Raw genomic sequence first — 17,154 nt, forward strand, 5'->3', positions numbered from 1 at the left:
CCCGAACTCCACAGGAGTCCCGCACCATGGCCCTCGCCGCACCCCTCCTCGCGGCAGCCTCGCCCGCGTACCGCACCGGCACGGCCGCCGTCGTCGCTCCCGCCGACGCCGGCGACCGGTACGTGCCCGCGCTGGCCCGGCACGGCTGGAACTCCATCGCGGTCACCGAGCCCGCTCACCAGCCGGGCGACAGCGCCGGCTACCTCCAGCACATCACCCACCGAGGCAGCCTGCGACGCACTGCCGCCCACCTCAACCGCCTCGGCGTCCAAGCTGTCCTCGCCGGATCACCGGCCGGAACCGAACTCGCCGACCTCCTCGCCACCCGCCTCAACCTGCCCGGCAACGCCCTCGACACCGCAGACATCCGCCGCGACACCGGTTTCACCAGCGCCGCGCTCCTGGAATCAGGCATCACCGCACCACGCAGCATCCGAACCGCACGCCTGTCCAACGCCCTGGAGTGGGCCGCCTTCACACAAACGGCCGAACTCGTCCTCCAGCACCCCGACCCCACCCACCCCCGCCCCTTCCACTTCTGCCGCACCGCAGACGACATCCGCGTCGCCTGGCACCGTCTCCAAGACTCCAGCACCCAGCCGTTGGTCCTGCGTGAGCACCTCGCCGGCGCCCAGTACCGCATCCACACCCTCACCGGTCCCGACCGCGCCGGGGCCTCCGAGCACACCATCACCTCGATCTGGTCCGAGCTACGCACCCCCGAGCAACAGGTATGCCGAGCCGACCTGTTGAGCCGCCAAGGCCTACTGGCCCGCGCCCTCGCCCTGTACACGATGCGCGCACTCACGGCCCTCGGCGTCCGCTATGGCCCCGCCCACGCCACGGTCACCTTCATCCCCGACCGCGGCCCCGCCCTGCTGTCCCTGCGCACCGACCCGTATGCCGACTTCGCCACGGACACGCTGCGCCTGGCCACCGGCCACGATCCCATCCGCGACACCGCGCTGCTGCTCGCCACCGGCCGACGCCCCGAGGCCCCGCACCAGCCGCACGCCCACGTCACGAAGATCGCCCTGCTGCCGCGACGTGACGGCGCCCTGGACCCTGCCCTGCTCCGAACTATCACCGCTCTCCCCACCGTCGCCGCCACCACCGCCCTCACCGGCGGCGCCCCGGTCCGAGCCGGCCAGATCGCGGGATGGCTCCTCCTCATCGCCCGCGACAGCCGCGCCATCAACCAAGACCACCAGGTAGTCAGAGCCGCCGAAAACCTCGGCCTATACGGGAGCGCCGCATGACCTCGCCTGCCATAAGCCCCCCAGCCCCCGCCTCCCGGGTCCAGATCGCCTGCCGCGGCCTCGGTCTCCTGTTCCCTCTGGTTGTCCTCGACCCCTTGCCCGTGTGGAGCGCACCGCCGGCCGGCCACAGACTGCCGGTGCGTACCGGCGAAGGACACAACCTCCTCGCGCTGCGCTGGGACGGCCCGCACGACATCGACGGCGAAGTCCTCGCCACCCTCGACGAGGCCGCCAACCAGGCACCCCACCCGCCCGTGTCCGATGCCGAACTGGCCCAGTACCAGGAAGCACTGGACGATCACCTGCGCCTGACGGCTCTGCCAGCGAGCTGCATCCTCGGCCCATGGTCACCCAGCGCAGGCCTCTCGCTCCTGCACACGGGAGACCGCCCATGACCAACACCATCACGGCCCGCTCGGCCCTCAGCGCCTCAGCCGCGACGACCCGCCCCGCCGGCGACCCACGCCCCCGCGACCGTTTACGCCCTTCGCCGCCAGCCCCGGCCCGCGGCCTCCGAGCGGCCCGCCCATCTTCCCGACGGAACAGGACGCCGCGACGGATGCCGTTGCCCGCCATCTGCACCCTTCCTCAGGAAAGGAACCCCTCGATGCTCATCTCCCGCGCCCTCAAGCGCACGGCGCCCCTCGCCCTCGGTGGCGCCCTCGCCGTCACGCTCCTCACGACGCCGGCCTTCGCTAGCTCCGGCTGGTGGTACTCCAACGGGGGCGGTGCCAAGGGTTTCTACAACCACGTCAACGGCCGGGTCATCGCGTGCGACATCAAGACCGACGGCTACAGCGCGGTCACCCAGATCCTGACCAAGGACGGCTACCTCCTGACCAGCGTCGTCGACAAGCTCAACAACGGCGCCTGCTCCTGGCGGACCCCCACGCTCTTCGAGGGCGAGCACAAGATCAGGGTCTGCCTCGTCAAGAGCGGCCAGAAGCCGACTAAGTGCTCGCCGGCCCACCGGTTCTACGTCTGATCTGACCCTCCGGGCGGCCGGGCCTGACACGTGCGCTCAAGGCCGCCCGAAGTTCCGCGTGCGGCCGATCAGCTGCACGTTTTGCAGGCCACGGCCCGGTCTCGGGCCTCCCGCTCCAACCGAAAGACGACGATGCGTACCACCGACGGCTCAGCGCACGCTATGCATCCCGTTCCGCTCCCGGACGCCGGCTCCCGCAATTGGCACGCCGTCCCGCGCGAGTGGGTCGCGGCCGCGCACCCGGCCCCGTTCACCATCGCCGGATCCAAGGCTTCCCAGGCGGACTACTGCCAGATGGGGACCTGGGAGCGCGAGGGACTGGAGCGGGGAGCGCACGCATGAGCGTGGTCGAGACGCCTCCCGCTCACCTCGAACACACCCCGCCCGCTCGCCACTCCGAACAGCGGCGACCCGTGCACTGGGGTGCCGTGCTGCGGCTGCCGTATGCCGCCAGACTGCTGACCGCCACGCTCGTCAGCCGGGTGCCACTGGGCATGACGCCGGTCGCGCTGCTGATCGCCGCGCGGGCGAACGGCCACGGATACGGTGCCGGAGCAGCGCTCGCCTCCCTGTACGGGCTTGCGGTAGCCGTCGGGCAGCCGCTGCTTGGCCGCCTGGTCGACCGGCGCGGACAGACCCTCATCCTCCTGGGCGGCTCCATTCTGTCGGCAACCGCGCTCTTCGTCCTGGCAGCAGCCGAAACGGCCAATCTGCTGATCGCGGCCACAGCCGTCGTCGTCGCGGGCATTTCGGCCCCGCCGAGCGAGGGGGTCTTGCGGGCCATGTGGCCCGCTCTCACCCCCACCCCGCAACACCTGCGTGCGGCTCTGTCCCTCGACAGCGGATGTCAGGAACTCGTCTACGTCGCTGGTCCTCTCGCCGCCGCCGTTGCCGCGTCGGCGGCGCCGCCCGGACTCGCCTTCGCCCTGGCCGCCGGCCTCGGACTGGCAGGGGCCCTCGTCGTCGCAGTGTCGGCTCCCTCCCGCACATGGCGGCCCGTTCCGGTTCGCCGCGGACCGCTCGGTGCTCTGCGCTCGGCCGGCATGCGGTGGATGCTGCTCGTCCTCACCGCGGTCGGCGCGTCGCTCGGCGAGCTGTCGGTGGCCGCCCTGACGGCGAGCGAACGTCATGCAGCTGAGTGGCTGGCGGGCGTCCTGCCCGCCGGAGTATCGGTAGGGGCCTTCCTGGGCACAGCCGCGTGGACCGCTCTACCGCTACAGCTTCCTCTCGGCCGACAACTCGGCCTGACTGCCGCACTGTTCTCGGTCACCTGGCTGCCGCTGTGCTTCGACCCGCCCCCATATGCCGCACTCCTCCTGGCGGTGCTGCCCGGCATGGCCTTCGGAGCGCTGCTGACGTGCGCCTATCAGGTGGTTGCCGAACTGGCACTGCCCGGCACGCTTGTCGAGGCGTACGGCTGGCTCATCGCCGCCTTCGGGCTGGGCCAGGCCTTGGGCACGGCGGTCGCCGGACTGCTCGCGGGCCCCTGGATCCTGCCGGCGGCCACGGCCGCGCTCGCCCTCGTTCTCTGCGTCCCGGTCTGTCAACACCTTGCGCTCCGCACGGAAACCGCCCGCTTCCTGCACACGTCGCCCGAGAGGCAGTCATGAGCACATCCACATCGCCGACCTGGCCGCCGGCCGGTCGCCTCGACCGCGCCCTCGCCTCCAGCCGCGCCAAGGGGCGAGCCGCGCTCGGCCTCTACCTGCCACTCGGCTATCCCACCCGCACAGCCAGCCTGGATGCCCTCCAGCTGATGGCCCAGTCCGCCGACGTGCTGGAGATCGGCATCCCGCACCGCGACCCGGTCATGGACGGCCCCGTGATCCGGGAAGCCGCCGCCCAGGCACTGGCCGGGGGTTTCGAGATGCACGACGTCTTCACGGCCACATCCGAACTGACCACGTCCACGTCTGCCGCGCTGCTGGTCATGTCGTACTGGACCCCGATCGCGCAGTACGGCATCGAGTCATTCACGAACCAGCTGGCCGCCGCAGGCGGATCGGGCGTGCTCATCCCTGACCTGCCCCCGTCAGCAGCGGATGCCTGGAGAGCGGCGGCAGCCTCGGCCGGCCTACACACCATCCCCCTCATCCCGACCCATGCCTCCACCGCCCATCTGGCGGCGATCGGTGCATCCCACAGCGGCATGGCCTACGCCCCCGCGACCTCCGGCCTCACCGGCTCCCAAAGCCCGCTCAGCCCCGACCTGCCGAGGCTGGTCCACCGGCTGCGCACCGCGACCCACCTGCCAGTCGCGGTCGGCATCGGCATCAGCACACCAGACCAGGCCGCACAGGCCTCCGCCTACGCGGACGCCGTCGTGGTCGGCTCGGCTGTCATCCGGCGCATGCGGGACCAGCCCGACGCGTCCGCGACCGCCGCCGCCGAGATCGCCCGCGACTTCGCCGCCGGAGTACGCAGCGCCCGGCGCTCCGCAGCCTGAGCCGCAGACCCCCACTCGTCCAGGAGAAGGAACAACCCACCATGTCCCGTCCCACGCCCCCGGGCCCGCGCCACCTGACCGCGCTCGCCATCGGAATCACCACGGCGATCACCCTCACCGCCTGCGGTGCGAGCTCGGATTCCGGCGCATCCCGCGACCACAAGAGCTCCGCCCCGACGAAGCAGAGTCCGACGTTCCGACTCGGTGACGCCAGCCCGGCCCAAGAGAGCCAGATGCAGAACTCCCGAGGGGCCACCTACACGGTTACGCCCACCAAGGTGGTCACCGGCACCAAGGCCGACTTCGAAAACTCCGGGCTCGAGCAGGACAAGGAAGACGGCCCTCAGGTGCCTGTCTACGTCTGGTCGACGCTCACCCACAAGAGCGGCAAGCCCATGGCGCTCGGCGACATGGATGACGATCTGGTGGTCAGGACGGACGCAGGCCAGCGCACCCGCGCCCTCATCGTGCTGCTCGGCCAGGCGAAGTGGCCCAACTGCCCGGCTTTCGACTCCGACAAGAAGCTGGTGGCCGGCCAGTCACAGAGCATCTGCAGCGCTTTCCTCATTCCGCAAGGCCAGAAGGCCGCCGCGGTCGAGCTCACCCAGGGCTTCTACAAGAAGCCGCTGGAGTGGGCCGTGAAGAGCTGACCGGACGCCGCTCCAACTACCCCCGCCCTCCTAGCCGAACGCAAAGACCGTCCGGGTTACCGCCCCTACAGCACTGGTGCCCCGCCTGCCGGCGCGGAGCACCACGTCCCTTACTCGATTTCACCAGGAGCGATTCAGATGCCCTCCCCCCACCAATTCACCCTCCAGGCCCCCGACCCCGCCTGGGAACAGGCACGCGACGCCCGGCTCGCCGCGTTCGTCCGCTCACGTCTGGCCCATGCCGACGCGACCGGCTGTACCGACGAACGCAGGTGGGTGGCTGGCCTCGGCGAGGTCTTCGCGGAATGGGACGAGAAGCGCGAACTGGCCGCCCGCACAGACAACGACCTTTTCAGTGTGCAAGTCAGCGCCCTGGGATGGGCTCTGCGCTGCATCGCCCACAGCACATGGCGAGGCGCTCCCGGTTGGGAGCCCGCCTTCCATCCCCAGGCCTCGGCCCTGCAAACCCTTCCGGAGAATCTCAATGACCGTGTCAAGCCGTCTGCGTGACTGGTGGGGCGGAGGTGAAGAGCCTCTTGTCACGCAGCATCGCCCAGAGCACGTTCACCCGGCGTCGGGCGAGCGCGAGAAGCGCCTGGGTGTGGATCAAGCCCTCGGCCCGCTTCTTGAGGTAGTAGTCCCGGGAGGGGCCCGGCCGCATCATCGACGACTGCGCGGACATGTAGAACAGCCAGCGCAGGCGCCGGTTGTAACGTTTGGGCCGGTGGTAGTTGCCGGTGCGGCGGCCGGAATCGCGGGGCACCGGTGCCAGGCCGGCGTGCGAGGCCAGGCGGCCGGCGTCCTTGTAGCCGGACAGGTCGCCGACGATGGCGACGAACTCAGCGCCCAGGATCGGGCCCATGCCGGGCATGGACTCGATGATCTCGGCGCGGTCGTCGGTCCGGAAGGTTTCGCGGATCTCCCGGTCGTTGTCCTTGATCCGCTCGTCCAGGGCCAGGAGTTGGTGGGCCAGGTCGCGCACCAGCTTGGCCGCCCGGGCCTCCCCGGGCAGGGCAGTGGTCTGAGACTGGGCGGCCTCGACGGCCTTGGCCGCGACGGCGTCGGTGCCGCGGACCTTCCGGCGTTCCAGCCAGGTGGTCAGCCGCTTGACGCCGATCCGGCGCAGAGCGGCTGGGGTCTGGTACTCGGTCAGCACGACCACCGGGCCCTTGGCCGCGGAGTAGTCGAAGGCCCGCTCCAGCGCGGGGCAGATGCCGACCAGCAGGTCGCGGAGTCGGTTGATGAGCCGGACCCGGTCCGCGATCAGGTCGCGCCGGTAACCGGTCAGCAGCTGGAGCGTGGAGACCAGTTCCGGCGGAGTCTCGATCGGGGTGAAGTCCCGGCGCATGCGAGCCTGGTCGGCGATGACCAGGGCGTCCTTGGCGTCGGTCTTTCCCTCGCCCCGGTAGGCGCCGGTCATCCGGTTGACGGTGCGGCCGGGCACGTAGACGACCTGCTGACCGTGCGCGATCAGCAGGGCCAGCAGCAGGGCGGAGGCCCGGCCGGAGATGTCCACCGCCCACCGCACCTCGTCAGCCTTCTCCCGGGCCGTGTCGATCAGCGTCAGGATCTGGGCTTCGTCGTTGATCACCTTCGTCGAGAACAGCGTCTCGCCGTCGCCATCGACCGCGACCGCCCAGTGGTGCCCCTTGCCGGCGTCTATGCCGACCCATATCCCCGTGTGAGACGCGCTCAAGCCCGTCCGCTCCGTTCCCTCGCGACCAGTGCCTTCACGGCCCGGGGAACACTCCGCCAACAGGTCCTTAACCAGCGATGCTTCGCAGCTCTCAATCAGCAGTCGGAGCGTCCCGGAGGACCGGGCGGCCATTCTCCTGAAGCCATCGCGGGCAACCACGCATCAGCCACACCCGGTCCTCCCGGACCGCCCAACATTCTTAAGGACCCACGCATGACCACGCCTCCTCAGCCGGGCCCGCGCTTCGGTACCGATTCTCAGTTCGTCCCCGACTATCAGGTGCCAGCCTGGTACAACGCCCACCAGGCGCCGCGGAGCACAAACGCGGAGAGCCCGCCGGCAGCGCCGGCATTCGCGCCGGCTCCCCCGATTGGGTGCAGAGTGTGCCGGGTTACCCCTGTTGCCCCTGTAACGATCCGCGCCCACCAGGGCCTCATCTTCGTCATGCGATGGCACAAGATCGATGGCCCTCTATGCGCCATATGCGGTATCGCCCTGGTGCGAGAGATGACCTCTCAGACGCTCTGCCAGGGTTGGTGGGGAGTCGGCTCCCTGATCGTCGGAGCCCCGTACGCCCTGATGTCCAACTGGGCCGCATACCGCAAACTGCGCCGGCTCCAGCCAGCCGTCCCCATAGCCGGCATGCGTCAGCCCTCGCTTGGCAAGCCGGTCCTGCACCGTCCGCTGTCGTATCTCGCGCTCATCCCCATTCTCGGGGCCGCCTGTCTCATCGTCAGCGCCCTGACTCGCTGAGAGAGACGGCATCGCCGCGTGCCTGACCGCGACAAAGCTCATCCCGTGCCGGGCTGCCACTCTCCGGCGCCGGCCCCTTGCCCGCAACCGTGACACGAAGGGACCACCCTCGTGAACAGAGCCCTCCACAGCGTCGTCGCGACGCTGATGGCCGGATCCTCACTCCTAGCCGTTGCCGCCTGCTCCGATAACGACAGCGGCACCTCCCGGCCCATCCAGTCCGCCGCAACCATCGGCACACCGGCTAGCACTGAGTCGCAGGCTGCCCCCGCGGCCGTGGCCCGGCTCAAGGGCGACAACGGCATCGACGCGAAGATCCAGAGCGTCCAGCGCAAGGACGGCATGGTGCTGGTGAGGTTCGAGGTCACCAACCGCGGCAGCAAGAACTACCTCACCGTCGACTGGCGCGACGGCAGCGATGTGTACACGCTGGCGGGCTCCTCGATCGTCGACCGAACCCACAAGAAGCGCTACATGGCGCTGATCGACTCAAGCGGTCGGTGCCTGTGCAGCGAACACACCGGCTCCATTGACAAGGGCCAGACCAAACAGCTGTACGCGCAGTTCGAAGCGCCACCGAGTGACGTGAAGCAGGTCGATCTGGCGCTGGGCAACCTGAGCGTAGTCACCGTGCCGCTGCAGGAGGGCTGAACGGTGCACCGCCGGATCGCCGCCGCCTTCACTCTCTCCGCTGTGCTCGTGATGACCTCGGCTAACGCACACGCGGACGAACGCACGAGCGTGGCCGACATCCCCGGCCGGCACTCGGACATCATCTCGCGCGTTGAGAACCTGGACGGCACCGAGAGGACCATCGTCCAGGACCAACGCACCACCTACGCCCTGCAGTCGAAGGTCCTGTTCGCCAAGGACAGCGCCCGCCTCTCCGCCCAGGCCCAGGACCGCCTGTACGACCTCGCCACAAAGATCTTCCACTCGGGAACCAGCAGCCCGGTAAGGATCAACGGCTACACCGACAACCTCGGCAGCGCGGCCCACGGGCTGGCCTTGTCCCGTGCACGGGCCGAGGCGGTTTTGAAGGTCCTCAAGAAGGACCCGCGGATAGCGCAGCTCCGCTTCACGGCCACCGGTTACGGCGAGACGAACCCGATCGGCGACAACGACAACGAGAGCGGGCGCGCCAAGAACCGGCGGGTGGAGATCGTCATCTCCCGAACCTGACCAGTAGGTCCGCCACAGCAACCCGATCGCGGGTCACCTATGCCAGGACCCGCCGGCCGCGGCCTGCCTGTCGCAGTCATCTTCACAGCCCCCGCCACCCACCCCCATCGCATGCAAGAAGGAGCTCACCCGATGGCGAAGACCAAGATCCGCAGTGCTGTCGCCGCAGCAGCAGTCACCGCTGCCCTGTTGGGAGGGGCACTGACAACCGCCCCGGCGGCGTCGGCAGCCTCCTGCACCCCCTGGACGCAGAAGGGCAAGACGACCACCGCCGTGAAACTCCGGTCGAACCACTCCACCGGCTCGGCGGCCCTCGGCGTCTTGAGCAAGGGCACCCGCGTCACCTCCAACTGCCTCTGGTACGACGGCAAGTCCCAGTACCAGTGGTACCGGGTCAAGGTCACCAGCGGCGCCAACGCCGGCCGAACCGGCTGGATGTGGGGTGCCTACTTCTGGGGCTTCGCCAGCTGACCGGATCGCCCTTTGTGAGCGGCCCCCGCGCGCCTCACTGAACATCCGCCGGATGGCTCCTCACGCGTGCCCGGGCACACACCACCAGCCCCGGCCACGCGGCCCCAGCCGCCCTCCACACCGCTCATTGCGCCGCTGCCGACACCCGAAGGAGTTCACCGGCGTGCCGACGATCACGCGGGCAGCGCAGCTCCCACCCTCACGACCCGCGGAAGGAATCCCGACCATGGCCCACCCCTCCACGGCACCTCGCCGATCCCTGCGCACGGTGCCGGTGCTCGCCGCGGTAGCCGCAGCAGTACTGAGCGGCTGCGCCGGCGGCGGCACGAATACCCACGAGACCCCGGCCAAGCCATCGCCCACGAGCACTCCCAACGGCACGGTGACCCGCGCCGAGGCCGACCAGATCCTCGACCACTACCAAGAGATCAACAACAAGGCGAACAAGACCCGCGACGCGGGCCTCCTCGCCACGGTGGAGGCCGGCCAGCTCTACGCCCGCAGCAAGGCCGACTACGAGCAGTTCGACACCCTGAGCGCGAAGGAGAAGAAGGAATACAGCGTCCCCTTCTACTTCACCCGGCGCACCTTCTACATTCCGCCCACCGGCAACTGGTTCGCGGCCGCGGCCTCCACTAACGGCACGAATCACACATTCATGATCTTCGAGAAGTCCGCCGACACCGGCGGCACCTGGAAGAAGGTCATCTCCTTGTTCCCGCAGCAACCGCTTCCGGCTCCGCAGATCAAGGGTGGCCTGGCCGTCCCCGCCGACCAGGACGCCCCGGTCGGCAACCTCGTGCCCAGCGGCGTCACCAACGCCATCGAAGACCTCTTCACCACCGGCGGCACCAAGGACGGCAGCAAACTCTCCCACGCCAACGACAACGCCAAGGCCATCCTCAAGACGTACAAGGAACGCCGCGACCACCTCGGGTCCAAGGCCACGGTGAACTTCTTCCCGATCACGCCGACCCACAACAAGACCTACACCCTGACCACCTCCTCCGGGGTCCTGGCGATCACCGCTCTCGCCCACAAGGAGGAGTCCCTCGTCACGAACGCCGGCCTGCAGATCTCCCCCGGCAAGAGGGAGTCGGTCTACAACAAGACGCCGCGTTCCCTGGTGGTGGACAGCTTCCAAGGTGAAGCCGTCGTCCACCTGCCCCGCCAGGGCAAGCCGGAGATCCTCGACTACCGCTACGCCCTCGTCGACTCACGCTGACGGCCCAAGCCCCCGCCAGCCCCCTACCGAGGAAGCCGCACCATGCACCTGGGCCTGTCACCCACCCCCGACATCCACGAGACCCTCATCGTCCTGCCCCGCGGCGGCATCCATGCCCAAGGGCTCCTGCACGACGGCCCGCCCGACCAGCTCGAGGCCCTCATCGAACGTGTGCGCGGACCGCTGCGTGCCGCCGCCGCACGGCACAACCGACCGATCCGGCTGTCCATCGGGCACTCCAACGGGCACGTCGAGCGCCAGCAGATAACCGCCGGCGGCACGGTCCACGCCGACCAGGACCCGCCCACCGACGCACCCGCCGTCGACCCGCTCTGGAACCAGGGCATCCCCGAGGAAACCGGTCTGCTGGCCACCGTCCGAGCAGCCCAGCGCGCCGGGCAGTGGCGTGCCGCGCAGCAGGCCGCCCGCCGCGCCACCCAGCACCTCATCACCCAGCACGGCCGCGATCACCCGTACGTGGCGATGGGTACCGAACTACAGGCGCACTTCGCAGCGATGGCCCGAGACAATGCTGCCGCGGCCTCTCTCTACGCGGAGGCCGCCGTCGCGACCCACCGGCTCGGCGGGCCTCAAGAGCAGAGCCGTCGCAGCCTGAACAACGCCGTCGCCGCCTGGCTCCACTCCGACCGCGACACCAGCCCCGGCGGGGCCGGCTTCGCGGCCGCTCACGCGTTGATCCGCATCACCCCCTATGACCACGCCACCCTCGCAGGCCTGCTGCAACGACTGACCAGGGATCGCGCATGACGATGCTCTCCCCGCCGCGCCCCGCCGTCCAACCGCGGTACCGCAACCTCACCGGCCGCAGCCGCGCATATCAGGCGCGGCCTGCTCGGCAGGCCCCGCGCACCCCGTCCGACGCCTTGAAGCCGCGCTTCTCACACGCCGCCGCGCCACCGCCTCGCCTCGTTCTGCAGGCTCCCCGCCCCAGCTCCTCCCCGTTCACCGAGCCCGTCACCACTCCCGTGGCCGCGCTCACCGCCGTGGCGAGACCGACGGGCAGCGACTGGCTCAGCAGCCCCTTCCGCCCACCGGCCACCCGGTACAGGTGGACCGGCTCTGTCCCTTCCGAACCGCCCCAATTCCAGGAGACCGTCTGATGAGCACCCCGGCCGCGCAGCCGAACTCCCACGCCCCCGCCTACACGCCCCCGCCGTGGACGATGCCCGCCCCCGACGCAGCGCAGGCCTCCGCGTCATCCGCCCACCCCGGCTGGCACAGCGGTGTACTGGCCTGCCGCATCTGCGGCGCCCAGCCGGCCGCAGCCGTCACCGTGCGCGCGCACCAGGGTCTGCTGCTGATGATGCGCTTCCATAAGATCGACGGACCCTTCTGCCGGTCGTGCGGCACGGCGCTGGTCCGCGAGCTGACGACCAAGACCCTGTGGCAGGGCTGGTGGTCTCCGTTCTCGCTGGTGTTCTTCAGCCCGTTCACTCTGGTCTGGAACCTCCTGGCCAGCCGCAAGCTCGCCGCCCTGCCGACGCCCGGTCCGCCGGCCCACGGTGTCTCCTGCATCCAGGAGGGGAAGCCCGTCCACCAGCGGCCGATGGCGTACGTCGCGGTCCTGCCCCTGATCTGGGCGGTGTGGTTCGTCACCGAAATGATCACCCACGCATGAAGGGCGGGGCCCGCCGGACGGCCAGGCGCACCCGGCCTCTGCCGAAGGTCATCGTGCGGAAGCCGGGTGCGCCCCGGCCCGCCGCTGCGGAAGGAGGCGCAGGCGACAGCGGGCGGACGGTCAGACGAGCGCGCCCCCTCCTGCGGGGAACACGGACGCATGCGCCGGCGAAGGCGTTCGAGCGAAAGATCAGGGCCGTGACGAAGGCCGTGCCGCCGCCGGGCAAGGCGGCTGAACCGGTCGCCGATCCGCAACTGCCCGAGTCGGCCCGCCAGCTGCTGCGCGAGGCGGAGAAACACCCGCACCGCTACAGCGGCCGCCGGAGAAGCCTGTGGCGGGCGGCGGCGCCCGAGGTCGTACGCGGGGGCGTCGTAGCGGCGGGTGCCGCACTGATGTGGCGGGCCACCGGCGCCGACCGGACGCAGAAGCCTCCAGACGACCTGCCGACGGCCAGCCTCTCCGACGCCCTCCACGAGACGGTGGGGAACACGCTCGAGGCGCTGCACAGCGGCATCGAGCGGCTCTGGCCGCTCGCGGTCACCGGGCTCGCGGTCCTCATTGTCTTCAGGGTGATGGAGACGGCCGCCTACAACGCGGCGCTGCGGGAACTGGACGAGTCCCGAGCACGGTACGTACAGCCATCGCAATTGACGGACGAGGCCCGAACGCTCCTGGCCCGTGCCCAGCAGGCGAGAAGGACCGTACTCGGCTCGTCCGTGCACCGCTGCGACCTGATCGACCGACAGCGCAACGAGGTGGCCCTCCCCCACCAGGAGTGGGAGATCGCCGAGGCCCTGCGTGAGTACAGCCGTCTGATGAAGGCAGAACCCGACAAGCCCAGGGGCAGCATGGTCGCCGCAGTGATCGACGTACGCCGCAAGTCCCTCGCCACCAGTCTCCAAGGCATCCAACGCCGGGTCGTTGCCCTGGAGGCGTACGCCGACGAAGTCCGCCGGGCCGACGACCGTTTCCAGGAACTGAAGCAGATCCAGCAGCTCACCGAGGGCAGCGCAGCTGTTCTCGAACTCCTGGCCCGCACTGCTCGCCATGATCACGCTGTAGCGGAGATCGATGGCATGAACGCCCAGGCGGCGGCCGTCGCGGCCACGTTCACCGCCGCGCTGGAAACCGCGAAGGAGGCCGCCGCCATCGCTCTGCCGCCCGCTATCGAGGCGGCCTGAAGGCGCGGCAGCAGCACTGCACGCTCCCCGTGGACAACGTGAACCGGCAGAAGACGGGGCCGCCGCGCGGCGCCCCATAGCGCAGGCAGGCCGGACTCAAGGCGAGGGATCGAAGCCCTCGGCCTCGTCGACGAGAGCCTGCCCGGGGGCAAGGCCCTCGTAAGCGAGCTGAACGGCGTCACGGTGACGGTCGACCAGGTACTCGCATGACCACCAGTCGCCGGTGCGCCCGCTGAGCAGGGCGTCGATCGCTTCCTGGTCTCCGTCGCCGACCGTGTGGGACTCCTCGATCTCCAGGGTTTCGGCGTCCCACCGGCCGATCAGGACTACGGACACGACAGATTCCTTCCTTCGGCGGGCCGGGCGGGCTGCCGCCCGGCGCCAGGGATGCGCGGAATGGTCACAGGCCGACGGATCGGAGATAGGCGTCGATCCGGGCCGCCTGGAGGGCCTCGAAGTCGGCGTCGCTGTCGGCCGGGACATCGGTGAGCCAGCCGCTGACGTCATCGGCGCCTTCGCCGTCGTAGCACTCGGCCACGACGTCGGCGAAGGAGGCGTCGGGGTGGTCCAGAAGCGTCAGGATGGCGTTCACCGTCAGGTTGTCGATGTCGTCCGCGCACTGCTCGCGGATCGTTTCGGCGGCGGCGTCGACTCCCGCGTTCACGGCAGCCGAGACTTGCCCCCGGCTGTAGCGCATGCCTTCGTACAGGTCCGACGTGTCCTCGACCTCGTCGCCCCGGCCGGCGGCGGCCTGCGCGGCCGTGATCTCCAGGTGCCGGGCCTGTACGTCTGCCCACGGCGCCTCGGTGTTGTCGAGGTAGGTCAGGGCGGCTGCGGTGGCCCAGGTGAAGCGTTCGGAGGTGAGGGAACGGCCGGACTCGTCGGCGGCCATTTTCGTTCCGGCGTCGATCGCTGCCACGACGTCGGGATGAGTGAACGTGCTCGTGACGACTGCGGTGCTCACTTCGGGGGTTCCTCGGATCGAGTGGTGCGGTGCTGCTGTGTGGACGACGGACCGGGTGGTGACGGACCGGCCCTGCTTGCGCGCGAGGACGTGGCTCAGGTGATCGTGGGCAGCGCGGAAAGTACGAGGTCGACGCCGACACCGATGATTCCGGCCCTGACCGGTGTCCTCGGTCCGACCAGCCCGTTCACGTCGCGCGGCATCACCCAGCCCTGGAGCGGCCCGCCGTCTGCGTCCGCGAACCGGACGAAGCCGTCTGCATCGCATTCGACGGCATGCGGGTACGCGGCCACGACGCGCCGGGCGACGCCGCCGCAGCTGCGCTGCACAGCGGCGCGGACACGGCCCGGCCCGGGATGTGGCGGGAGGAACGGGGCAAGGAACCGCTCCAGGGCTTCCAGTCCTCCGGCGAAGCTCACCGCCCCTGTGGCGCACGCGCCGTGCAGGGTGAAGCTCACGGTCGCGTCGTGGCACTGCCAGGCCAGCCCAGTGGTGTTGTCGGCGCGGTCGAACTGCTGGGCCAGGGTGCCGAGTTCGCGGAGCCGAGTATCGACTTCGGCGAGGTACGCGAGACGGTGCGGCTGCTTGGACGGGGGCGCATCGACGGCACCGTCGATGCGGGGGAGCAGGGAACGCAGTGCCGCGCTCGCCACCGCAGCCGGAGCGCTGCCCGCGACGGTGAGCGACACCTCGGCCGTGTGCGGCGTCCCCGTGAGCAGCGTGGTACGACCGCTGTCCGTCGTTAGGAGGAAGTGGCGGGGGCCGTCGCTCAGGCGCGCGGCCGGACAGGCGGCAACCGAGGCCGGGCTGACGGTCCAGCCGGTGTTGTGGCGCTCGGGGAGCAGTGCGGCGACCTCGGCGGAGAGTGACGTGGCTTCCGCCGCATCGGGTGTGTGCATGGTTCTTCCTTGTTACGAGTCGGCGGCCGTTGTCATGCGGGGGAGTTCCAGGCGGACGGTGTTGCCACCCTGGTCTGCCCATTCGACTCGGCCGTGCTGCTCGATCTCTGCGGCTGCTGCCCAGAGGTCATCGGCGGTGACCACGATGATGGTCATGGGTGCGCTCACGAGATGTTCCTGGCTTCGGTGTGGGCCGGCTGATCAGCTGGGTGAGTGCGGAGCGCGGGTCTGCGGTCACGTGAGGGAGATGAGGCGTCTCACGCCCGCTACAACAATGCTACCGCAATAAATCCAATTAAACAATTGATGGGGCCGCGTTGTCCCGTTCCCCGGAGCGCGGCGGCCCCGCCCGGCGTCAGGCGGACAGAGAAGCGAAGGCGGCTTCGGCCTCTCGGGCGGCGGTGAGGCGTGCCTCTGCGGCCGCCTCGTGCCGACGGAGTTCGGCGACTGCCTGCGCAGGAGCCTGGCGCAGCTGGTCCACCCGGCTCTTCCCGGCGACCAGGCGCAGCACGTCCACGTCGTTGCGGTCGCGGTAAGCGACCGCGAGCGCCCGGATCACGCTGCTGATCCACGCGGCCGTGTGGGCGGGCAGCGGACGGTCGGGGCGGTCGGCCCGCCGGACACCCGGAATCGACTCGGGCAGCGCCAGCGTGAACGCCCCGGCGTCGGTGCAGTTCCACGAGCCTCGCAGCCGGATGCCGTTGACCACCGGCTCGTCCTCCCGGCCCGTTCCGTCGGGGAGCAGACCGGCTCCGAGCTGGACGCTCACCCCGCCGGGGAGAGGGTCGCGGCTGAGGCGCACCGGGCCGACCGTGAAGTCTCCGCGCACCCGTGCACCCCCCGTCACGGTGTAGGTGATCGTCCCGTCGCAAGGGTTGAGCCGGGGGCGGGCTGAGAGGATACCGGTGCTGCCGCTGATGGGGTCGAGGTAGTTGATGTGGAGGAGCGGCGGCAGAACCGGCAGCGTCGGGGTGTCGGCCTGAGCGACCGCCTCCAGCTCCTGGAGGACGGACCAGTGCTGCCTGATCTGGGCGCGGATGCTCTCCAACTCCCGCTCCACCGCCTCCCGTGCCGCCTGGCTCGGGGTGTCGGGCTGCTGCTGGGCATGGCGCGCGGCGGCCCTGACAAGCCCGAGTCGGTTGGGCCGGGTGGCCCAGTGCGCGACCACGGCGCGCACGACTTCGGCCAGCGACCGCGCTGTGCTGCGCGGAACGGGTCGCAGTGTCCCGTCCGACCTGACCCACTGGCCGCGCGCGTCCAGCCGGGACGCATCAGGAAGCGCATCGACCGCGAGCGGCCCGCACTCGCCGCGCACGCGGGTCCGGCGGATGCGGGGTTCGTCCACCCGCTCGCGCTGCGGCGTCTCGGGATGATCGCCGTAGACGACCCGAACGAGACAGGTGTCGCTTCCGGGGGCGGTTTCGGGGACGACGATGAACGTGCCGCGGATCTCGTCACCGGTGACCTGATAGCGGGCATGCCCGGTGAATCGGTCGAACATCCCGACGGCGGGCACGGTAACGTCCTGGCGGAGAACGAGCCGTAGCTCGGTAGGTGAGTGGAAGGACAAGAGGTTCTCCTGGATCGGCGGTTTCCCTCGGACTGTGTAGGGCCGTAGCCGGCGTGGCGCGCTGTCCGCCCGAGCGATCTCAAGTCTACCATAGTAAAACCAATTAAGCAATATTCAGTTTGAGGGTCTCGGCTTTCCCGTATAGTCAGGGGCACCGACGCGGGGTGGAGCAGCTCGGTAGCTCGCTGGGCTCATAACCCAGAGGTCGCAGGTTCAAATCCTGTCCCCGCTACT

Annotated in this window: 22 protein-coding genes and 1 tRNA gene; 17 read left to right on the forward strand and 6 right to left on the reverse strand. The window is 69.9% G+C overall.

Annotated elements, in window-relative coordinates:
• The first annotated feature begins 26 nt into the window (after positions 1-26).
• From ALMP_RS00645 to ALMP_RS00680, 8 genes are all read left to right on the forward strand, one after another.
• Positions 27-1,259, forward strand: coding sequence for a glutathione synthetase (locus ALMP_RS00645; RefSeq protein ID WP_264923863.1), 1,233 nt, complete (start codon positions 27-29; stop codon positions 1,257-1,259).
• Between the two features lie 137 nt (positions 1,260-1,396).
• Entirely contained in the window at positions 1,397-1,654 is a 258-nt protein-coding gene (locus tag ALMP_RS00650) for a hypothetical protein (RefSeq protein WP_264923865.1), read from the forward strand.
• A 212-nt stretch (positions 1,655-1,866) separates the two neighbouring features.
• The gene (locus tag ALMP_RS00655) at positions 1,867-2,244 is read left to right on the forward strand and encodes a hypothetical protein (RefSeq protein ID WP_264923866.1); all 378 of its coding nucleotides are present in this window, start codon (positions 1,867-1,869) and stop codon (positions 2,242-2,244) included.
• Positions 2,245-2,376: 132 nt separating this feature from the next.
• A complete protein-coding gene (locus ALMP_RS00660; protein ID WP_264923867.1) occupies positions 2,377-2,586 on the forward strand; it encodes a hypothetical protein in 210 nt (69 codons plus the stop codon).
• Positions 2,583-3,854 carry an MFS transporter gene (locus tag ALMP_RS00665; protein ID WP_264923868.1) on the forward strand — a complete coding sequence of 424 codons (1,272 nt, stop codon included), beginning with the start codon at positions 2,583-2,585 and terminating at the stop codon, positions 3,852-3,854. The genes ALMP_RS00660 and ALMP_RS00665 overlap by 4 nt, the downstream gene beginning before the upstream one ends.
• Positions 3,851-4,690 carry a tryptophan synthase subunit alpha gene (gene trpA / locus ALMP_RS00670; protein WP_264923869.1) on the forward strand — a complete coding sequence of 280 codons (840 nt, stop codon included), beginning with the start codon at positions 3,851-3,853 and terminating at the stop codon, positions 4,688-4,690. The genes ALMP_RS00665 and trpA overlap by 4 nt, the downstream gene beginning before the upstream one ends.
• 41 nt (positions 4,691-4,731) lie before the next feature.
• Complete coding sequence (locus tag ALMP_RS00675) at positions 4,732-5,340, forward strand: hypothetical protein (RefSeq protein WP_264923870.1); 609 nt, start codon at positions 4,732-4,734, stop codon at positions 5,338-5,340.
• 138 nt (positions 5,341-5,478) lie between these two features.
• Entirely contained in the window at positions 5,479-5,850 is a 372-nt protein-coding gene (locus tag ALMP_RS00680; protein WP_264923871.1) for a hypothetical protein, read from the forward strand.
• On the opposite strand, the gene ALMP_RS00685 is transcribed toward ALMP_RS00680, so the two are convergent.
• Positions 5,834-7,036, reverse strand: a complete 1,203-nt coding sequence (locus ALMP_RS00685; protein WP_264923872.1) for an IS110 family transposase — start codon at positions 7,034-7,036, stop codon at positions 5,834-5,836. The genes ALMP_RS00680 and ALMP_RS00685 overlap by 17 nt on opposite strands.
• 507 nt (positions 7,037-7,543) lie before the next feature.
• Between ALMP_RS00685 and ALMP_RS00690 the strand changes: the two genes are divergently transcribed.
• From ALMP_RS00690 to ALMP_RS00725, 8 genes are all read left to right on the forward strand, one after another.
• Positions 7,544-7,789, forward strand: a complete 246-nt coding sequence (locus ALMP_RS00690) for a hypothetical protein (RefSeq protein WP_264923873.1) — start codon at positions 7,544-7,546, stop codon at positions 7,787-7,789.
• A gap of 111 nt (positions 7,790-7,900) precedes the next feature.
• Positions 7,901-8,440: a hypothetical protein gene (locus ALMP_RS00695; protein WP_264923874.1), complete on the forward strand. Its 540-nt coding sequence runs from the start codon at positions 7,901-7,903 to the stop codon at positions 8,438-8,440.
• Positions 8,441-8,491: 51 nt separating this feature from the next.
• The gene (locus tag ALMP_RS00700) at positions 8,492-8,971 is read left to right on the forward strand and encodes an OmpA family protein (RefSeq protein ID WP_264923892.1); all 480 of its coding nucleotides are present in this window, start codon (positions 8,492-8,494) and stop codon (positions 8,969-8,971) included.
• 132 nt (positions 8,972-9,103) lie between these two features.
• Entirely contained in the window at positions 9,104-9,442 is a 339-nt protein-coding gene (locus tag ALMP_RS00705; RefSeq protein ID WP_264923875.1) for an SH3 domain-containing protein, read from the forward strand.
• Between the two features lie 226 nt (positions 9,443-9,668).
• On the forward strand, positions 9,669-10,667 hold the full coding sequence (locus ALMP_RS00710; RefSeq protein ID WP_264923876.1) for a hypothetical protein: 999 nt from the start codon (positions 9,669-9,671) through the stop codon (positions 10,665-10,667).
• Positions 10,668-10,709: 42 nt separating this feature from the next.
• The gene (locus tag ALMP_RS00715) at positions 10,710-11,435 is read left to right on the forward strand and encodes a hypothetical protein (RefSeq protein WP_264923877.1); all 726 of its coding nucleotides are present in this window, start codon (positions 10,710-10,712) and stop codon (positions 11,433-11,435) included.
• A gap of 352 nt (positions 11,436-11,787) precedes the next feature.
• Entirely contained in the window at positions 11,788-12,306 is a 519-nt protein-coding gene (locus ALMP_RS00720) for a hypothetical protein (protein WP_264923878.1), read from the forward strand.
• A 197-nt stretch (positions 12,307-12,503) separates the two neighbouring features.
• The gene (locus tag ALMP_RS00725; RefSeq protein ID WP_264923880.1) at positions 12,504-13,487 is read left to right on the forward strand and encodes a hypothetical protein; all 984 of its coding nucleotides are present in this window, start codon (positions 12,504-12,506) and stop codon (positions 13,485-13,487) included.
• Between the two features lie 96 nt (positions 13,488-13,583).
• Here the strand turns inward: ALMP_RS00725 and ALMP_RS00730 are convergent, their stop codons facing one another.
• The 5 genes from ALMP_RS00730 to ALMP_RS00750 form a co-directional block, all read right to left on the reverse strand.
• Positions 13,584-13,823 (reverse strand): hypothetical protein, encoded by a 240-nt coding sequence (locus ALMP_RS00730; protein ID WP_264923881.1) that lies wholly within the window; start codon positions 13,821-13,823, stop codon positions 13,584-13,586.
• A gap of 64 nt (positions 13,824-13,887) precedes the next feature.
• Positions 13,888-14,451 (reverse strand): hypothetical protein, encoded by a 564-nt coding sequence (locus ALMP_RS00735; RefSeq protein WP_264923883.1) that lies wholly within the window; start codon positions 14,449-14,451, stop codon positions 13,888-13,890.
• Positions 14,452-14,546: 95 nt separating this feature from the next.
• A complete protein-coding gene (locus ALMP_RS00740; RefSeq protein ID WP_264923884.1) occupies positions 14,547-15,350 on the reverse strand; it encodes a hypothetical protein in 804 nt (267 codons plus the stop codon).
• A 12-nt stretch (positions 15,351-15,362) separates the two neighbouring features.
• Entirely contained in the window at positions 15,363-15,518 is a 156-nt protein-coding gene (locus ALMP_RS00745) for a hypothetical protein (RefSeq protein ID WP_264923885.1), read from the reverse strand.
• A gap of 187 nt (positions 15,519-15,705) precedes the next feature.
• Positions 15,706-16,866, reverse strand: coding sequence for a hypothetical protein (locus tag ALMP_RS00750; RefSeq protein WP_264923886.1), 1,161 nt, complete (start codon positions 16,864-16,866; stop codon positions 15,706-15,708).
• Between the two features lie 212 nt (positions 16,867-17,078).
• Here ALMP_RS00750 and ALMP_RS00755 point away from each other — a divergent pair.
• Positions 17,079-17,152: transfer RNA gene (locus ALMP_RS00755), tRNA-Met, on the forward strand.
• Positions 17,153-17,154 lie beyond the last annotated feature (2 nt).

Origin of the sequence: Streptomyces sp. A012304, assembly GCF_026008495.1 — a bacterium.
Lineage (GTDB): Bacteria > Actinomycetota > Actinomycetes > Streptomycetales > Streptomycetaceae > Streptomyces.

What these genes read in the sequence shown, in the direction of transcription:
- ALMP_RS00645 (WP_264923863.1), top strand. Translation starts at nt 27, where the DNA reads ATGGCCCTCGCCGCACCCCTCCTCGCGGCAGCCTCGCCCGCGTACCGC.
- ALMP_RS00740 (WP_264923884.1), bottom strand. Translation starts at nt 15,350, where the DNA reads ATGCACACACCCGATGCGGCGGAAGCCACGTCACTCTCCGCCGAGGTC.
- trpA (WP_264923869.1), top strand. Translation starts at nt 3,851, where the DNA reads ATGAGCACATCCACATCGCCGACCTGGCCGCCGGCCGGTCGCCTCGAC.
- ALMP_RS00710 (WP_264923876.1), top strand. Translation starts at nt 9,669, where the DNA reads ATGGCCCACCCCTCCACGGCACCTCGCCGATCCCTGCGCACGGTGCCG.
- ALMP_RS00680 (WP_264923871.1), top strand. Translation starts at nt 5,479, where the DNA reads ATGCCCTCCCCCCACCAATTCACCCTCCAGGCCCCCGACCCCGCCTGG.
- ALMP_RS00705 (WP_264923875.1), top strand. Translation starts at nt 9,104, where the DNA reads ATGGCGAAGACCAAGATCCGCAGTGCTGTCGCCGCAGCAGCAGTCACC.
- ALMP_RS00675 (WP_264923870.1), top strand. Translation starts at nt 4,732, where the DNA reads ATGTCCCGTCCCACGCCCCCGGGCCCGCGCCACCTGACCGCGCTCGCC.
- ALMP_RS00655 (WP_264923866.1), top strand. Translation starts at nt 1,867, where the DNA reads ATGCTCATCTCCCGCGCCCTCAAGCGCACGGCGCCCCTCGCCCTCGGT.
- ALMP_RS00715 (WP_264923877.1), top strand. Translation starts at nt 10,710, where the DNA reads ATGCACCTGGGCCTGTCACCCACCCCCGACATCCACGAGACCCTCATC.
- ALMP_RS00700 (WP_264923892.1), top strand. Translation starts at nt 8,492, where the DNA reads ATGACCTCGGCTAACGCACACGCGGACGAACGCACGAGCGTGGCCGAC.
- ALMP_RS00660 (WP_264923867.1), top strand. Translation starts at nt 2,377, where the DNA reads ATGCGTACCACCGACGGCTCAGCGCACGCTATGCATCCCGTTCCGCTC.
- ALMP_RS00690 (WP_264923873.1), top strand. Translation starts at nt 7,544, where the DNA reads ATGACCTCTCAGACGCTCTGCCAGGGTTGGTGGGGAGTCGGCTCCCTG.
- ALMP_RS00720 (WP_264923878.1), top strand. Translation starts at nt 11,788, where the DNA reads ATGAGCACCCCGGCCGCGCAGCCGAACTCCCACGCCCCCGCCTACACG.
- ALMP_RS00665 (WP_264923868.1), top strand. Translation starts at nt 2,583, where the DNA reads ATGAGCGTGGTCGAGACGCCTCCCGCTCACCTCGAACACACCCCGCCC.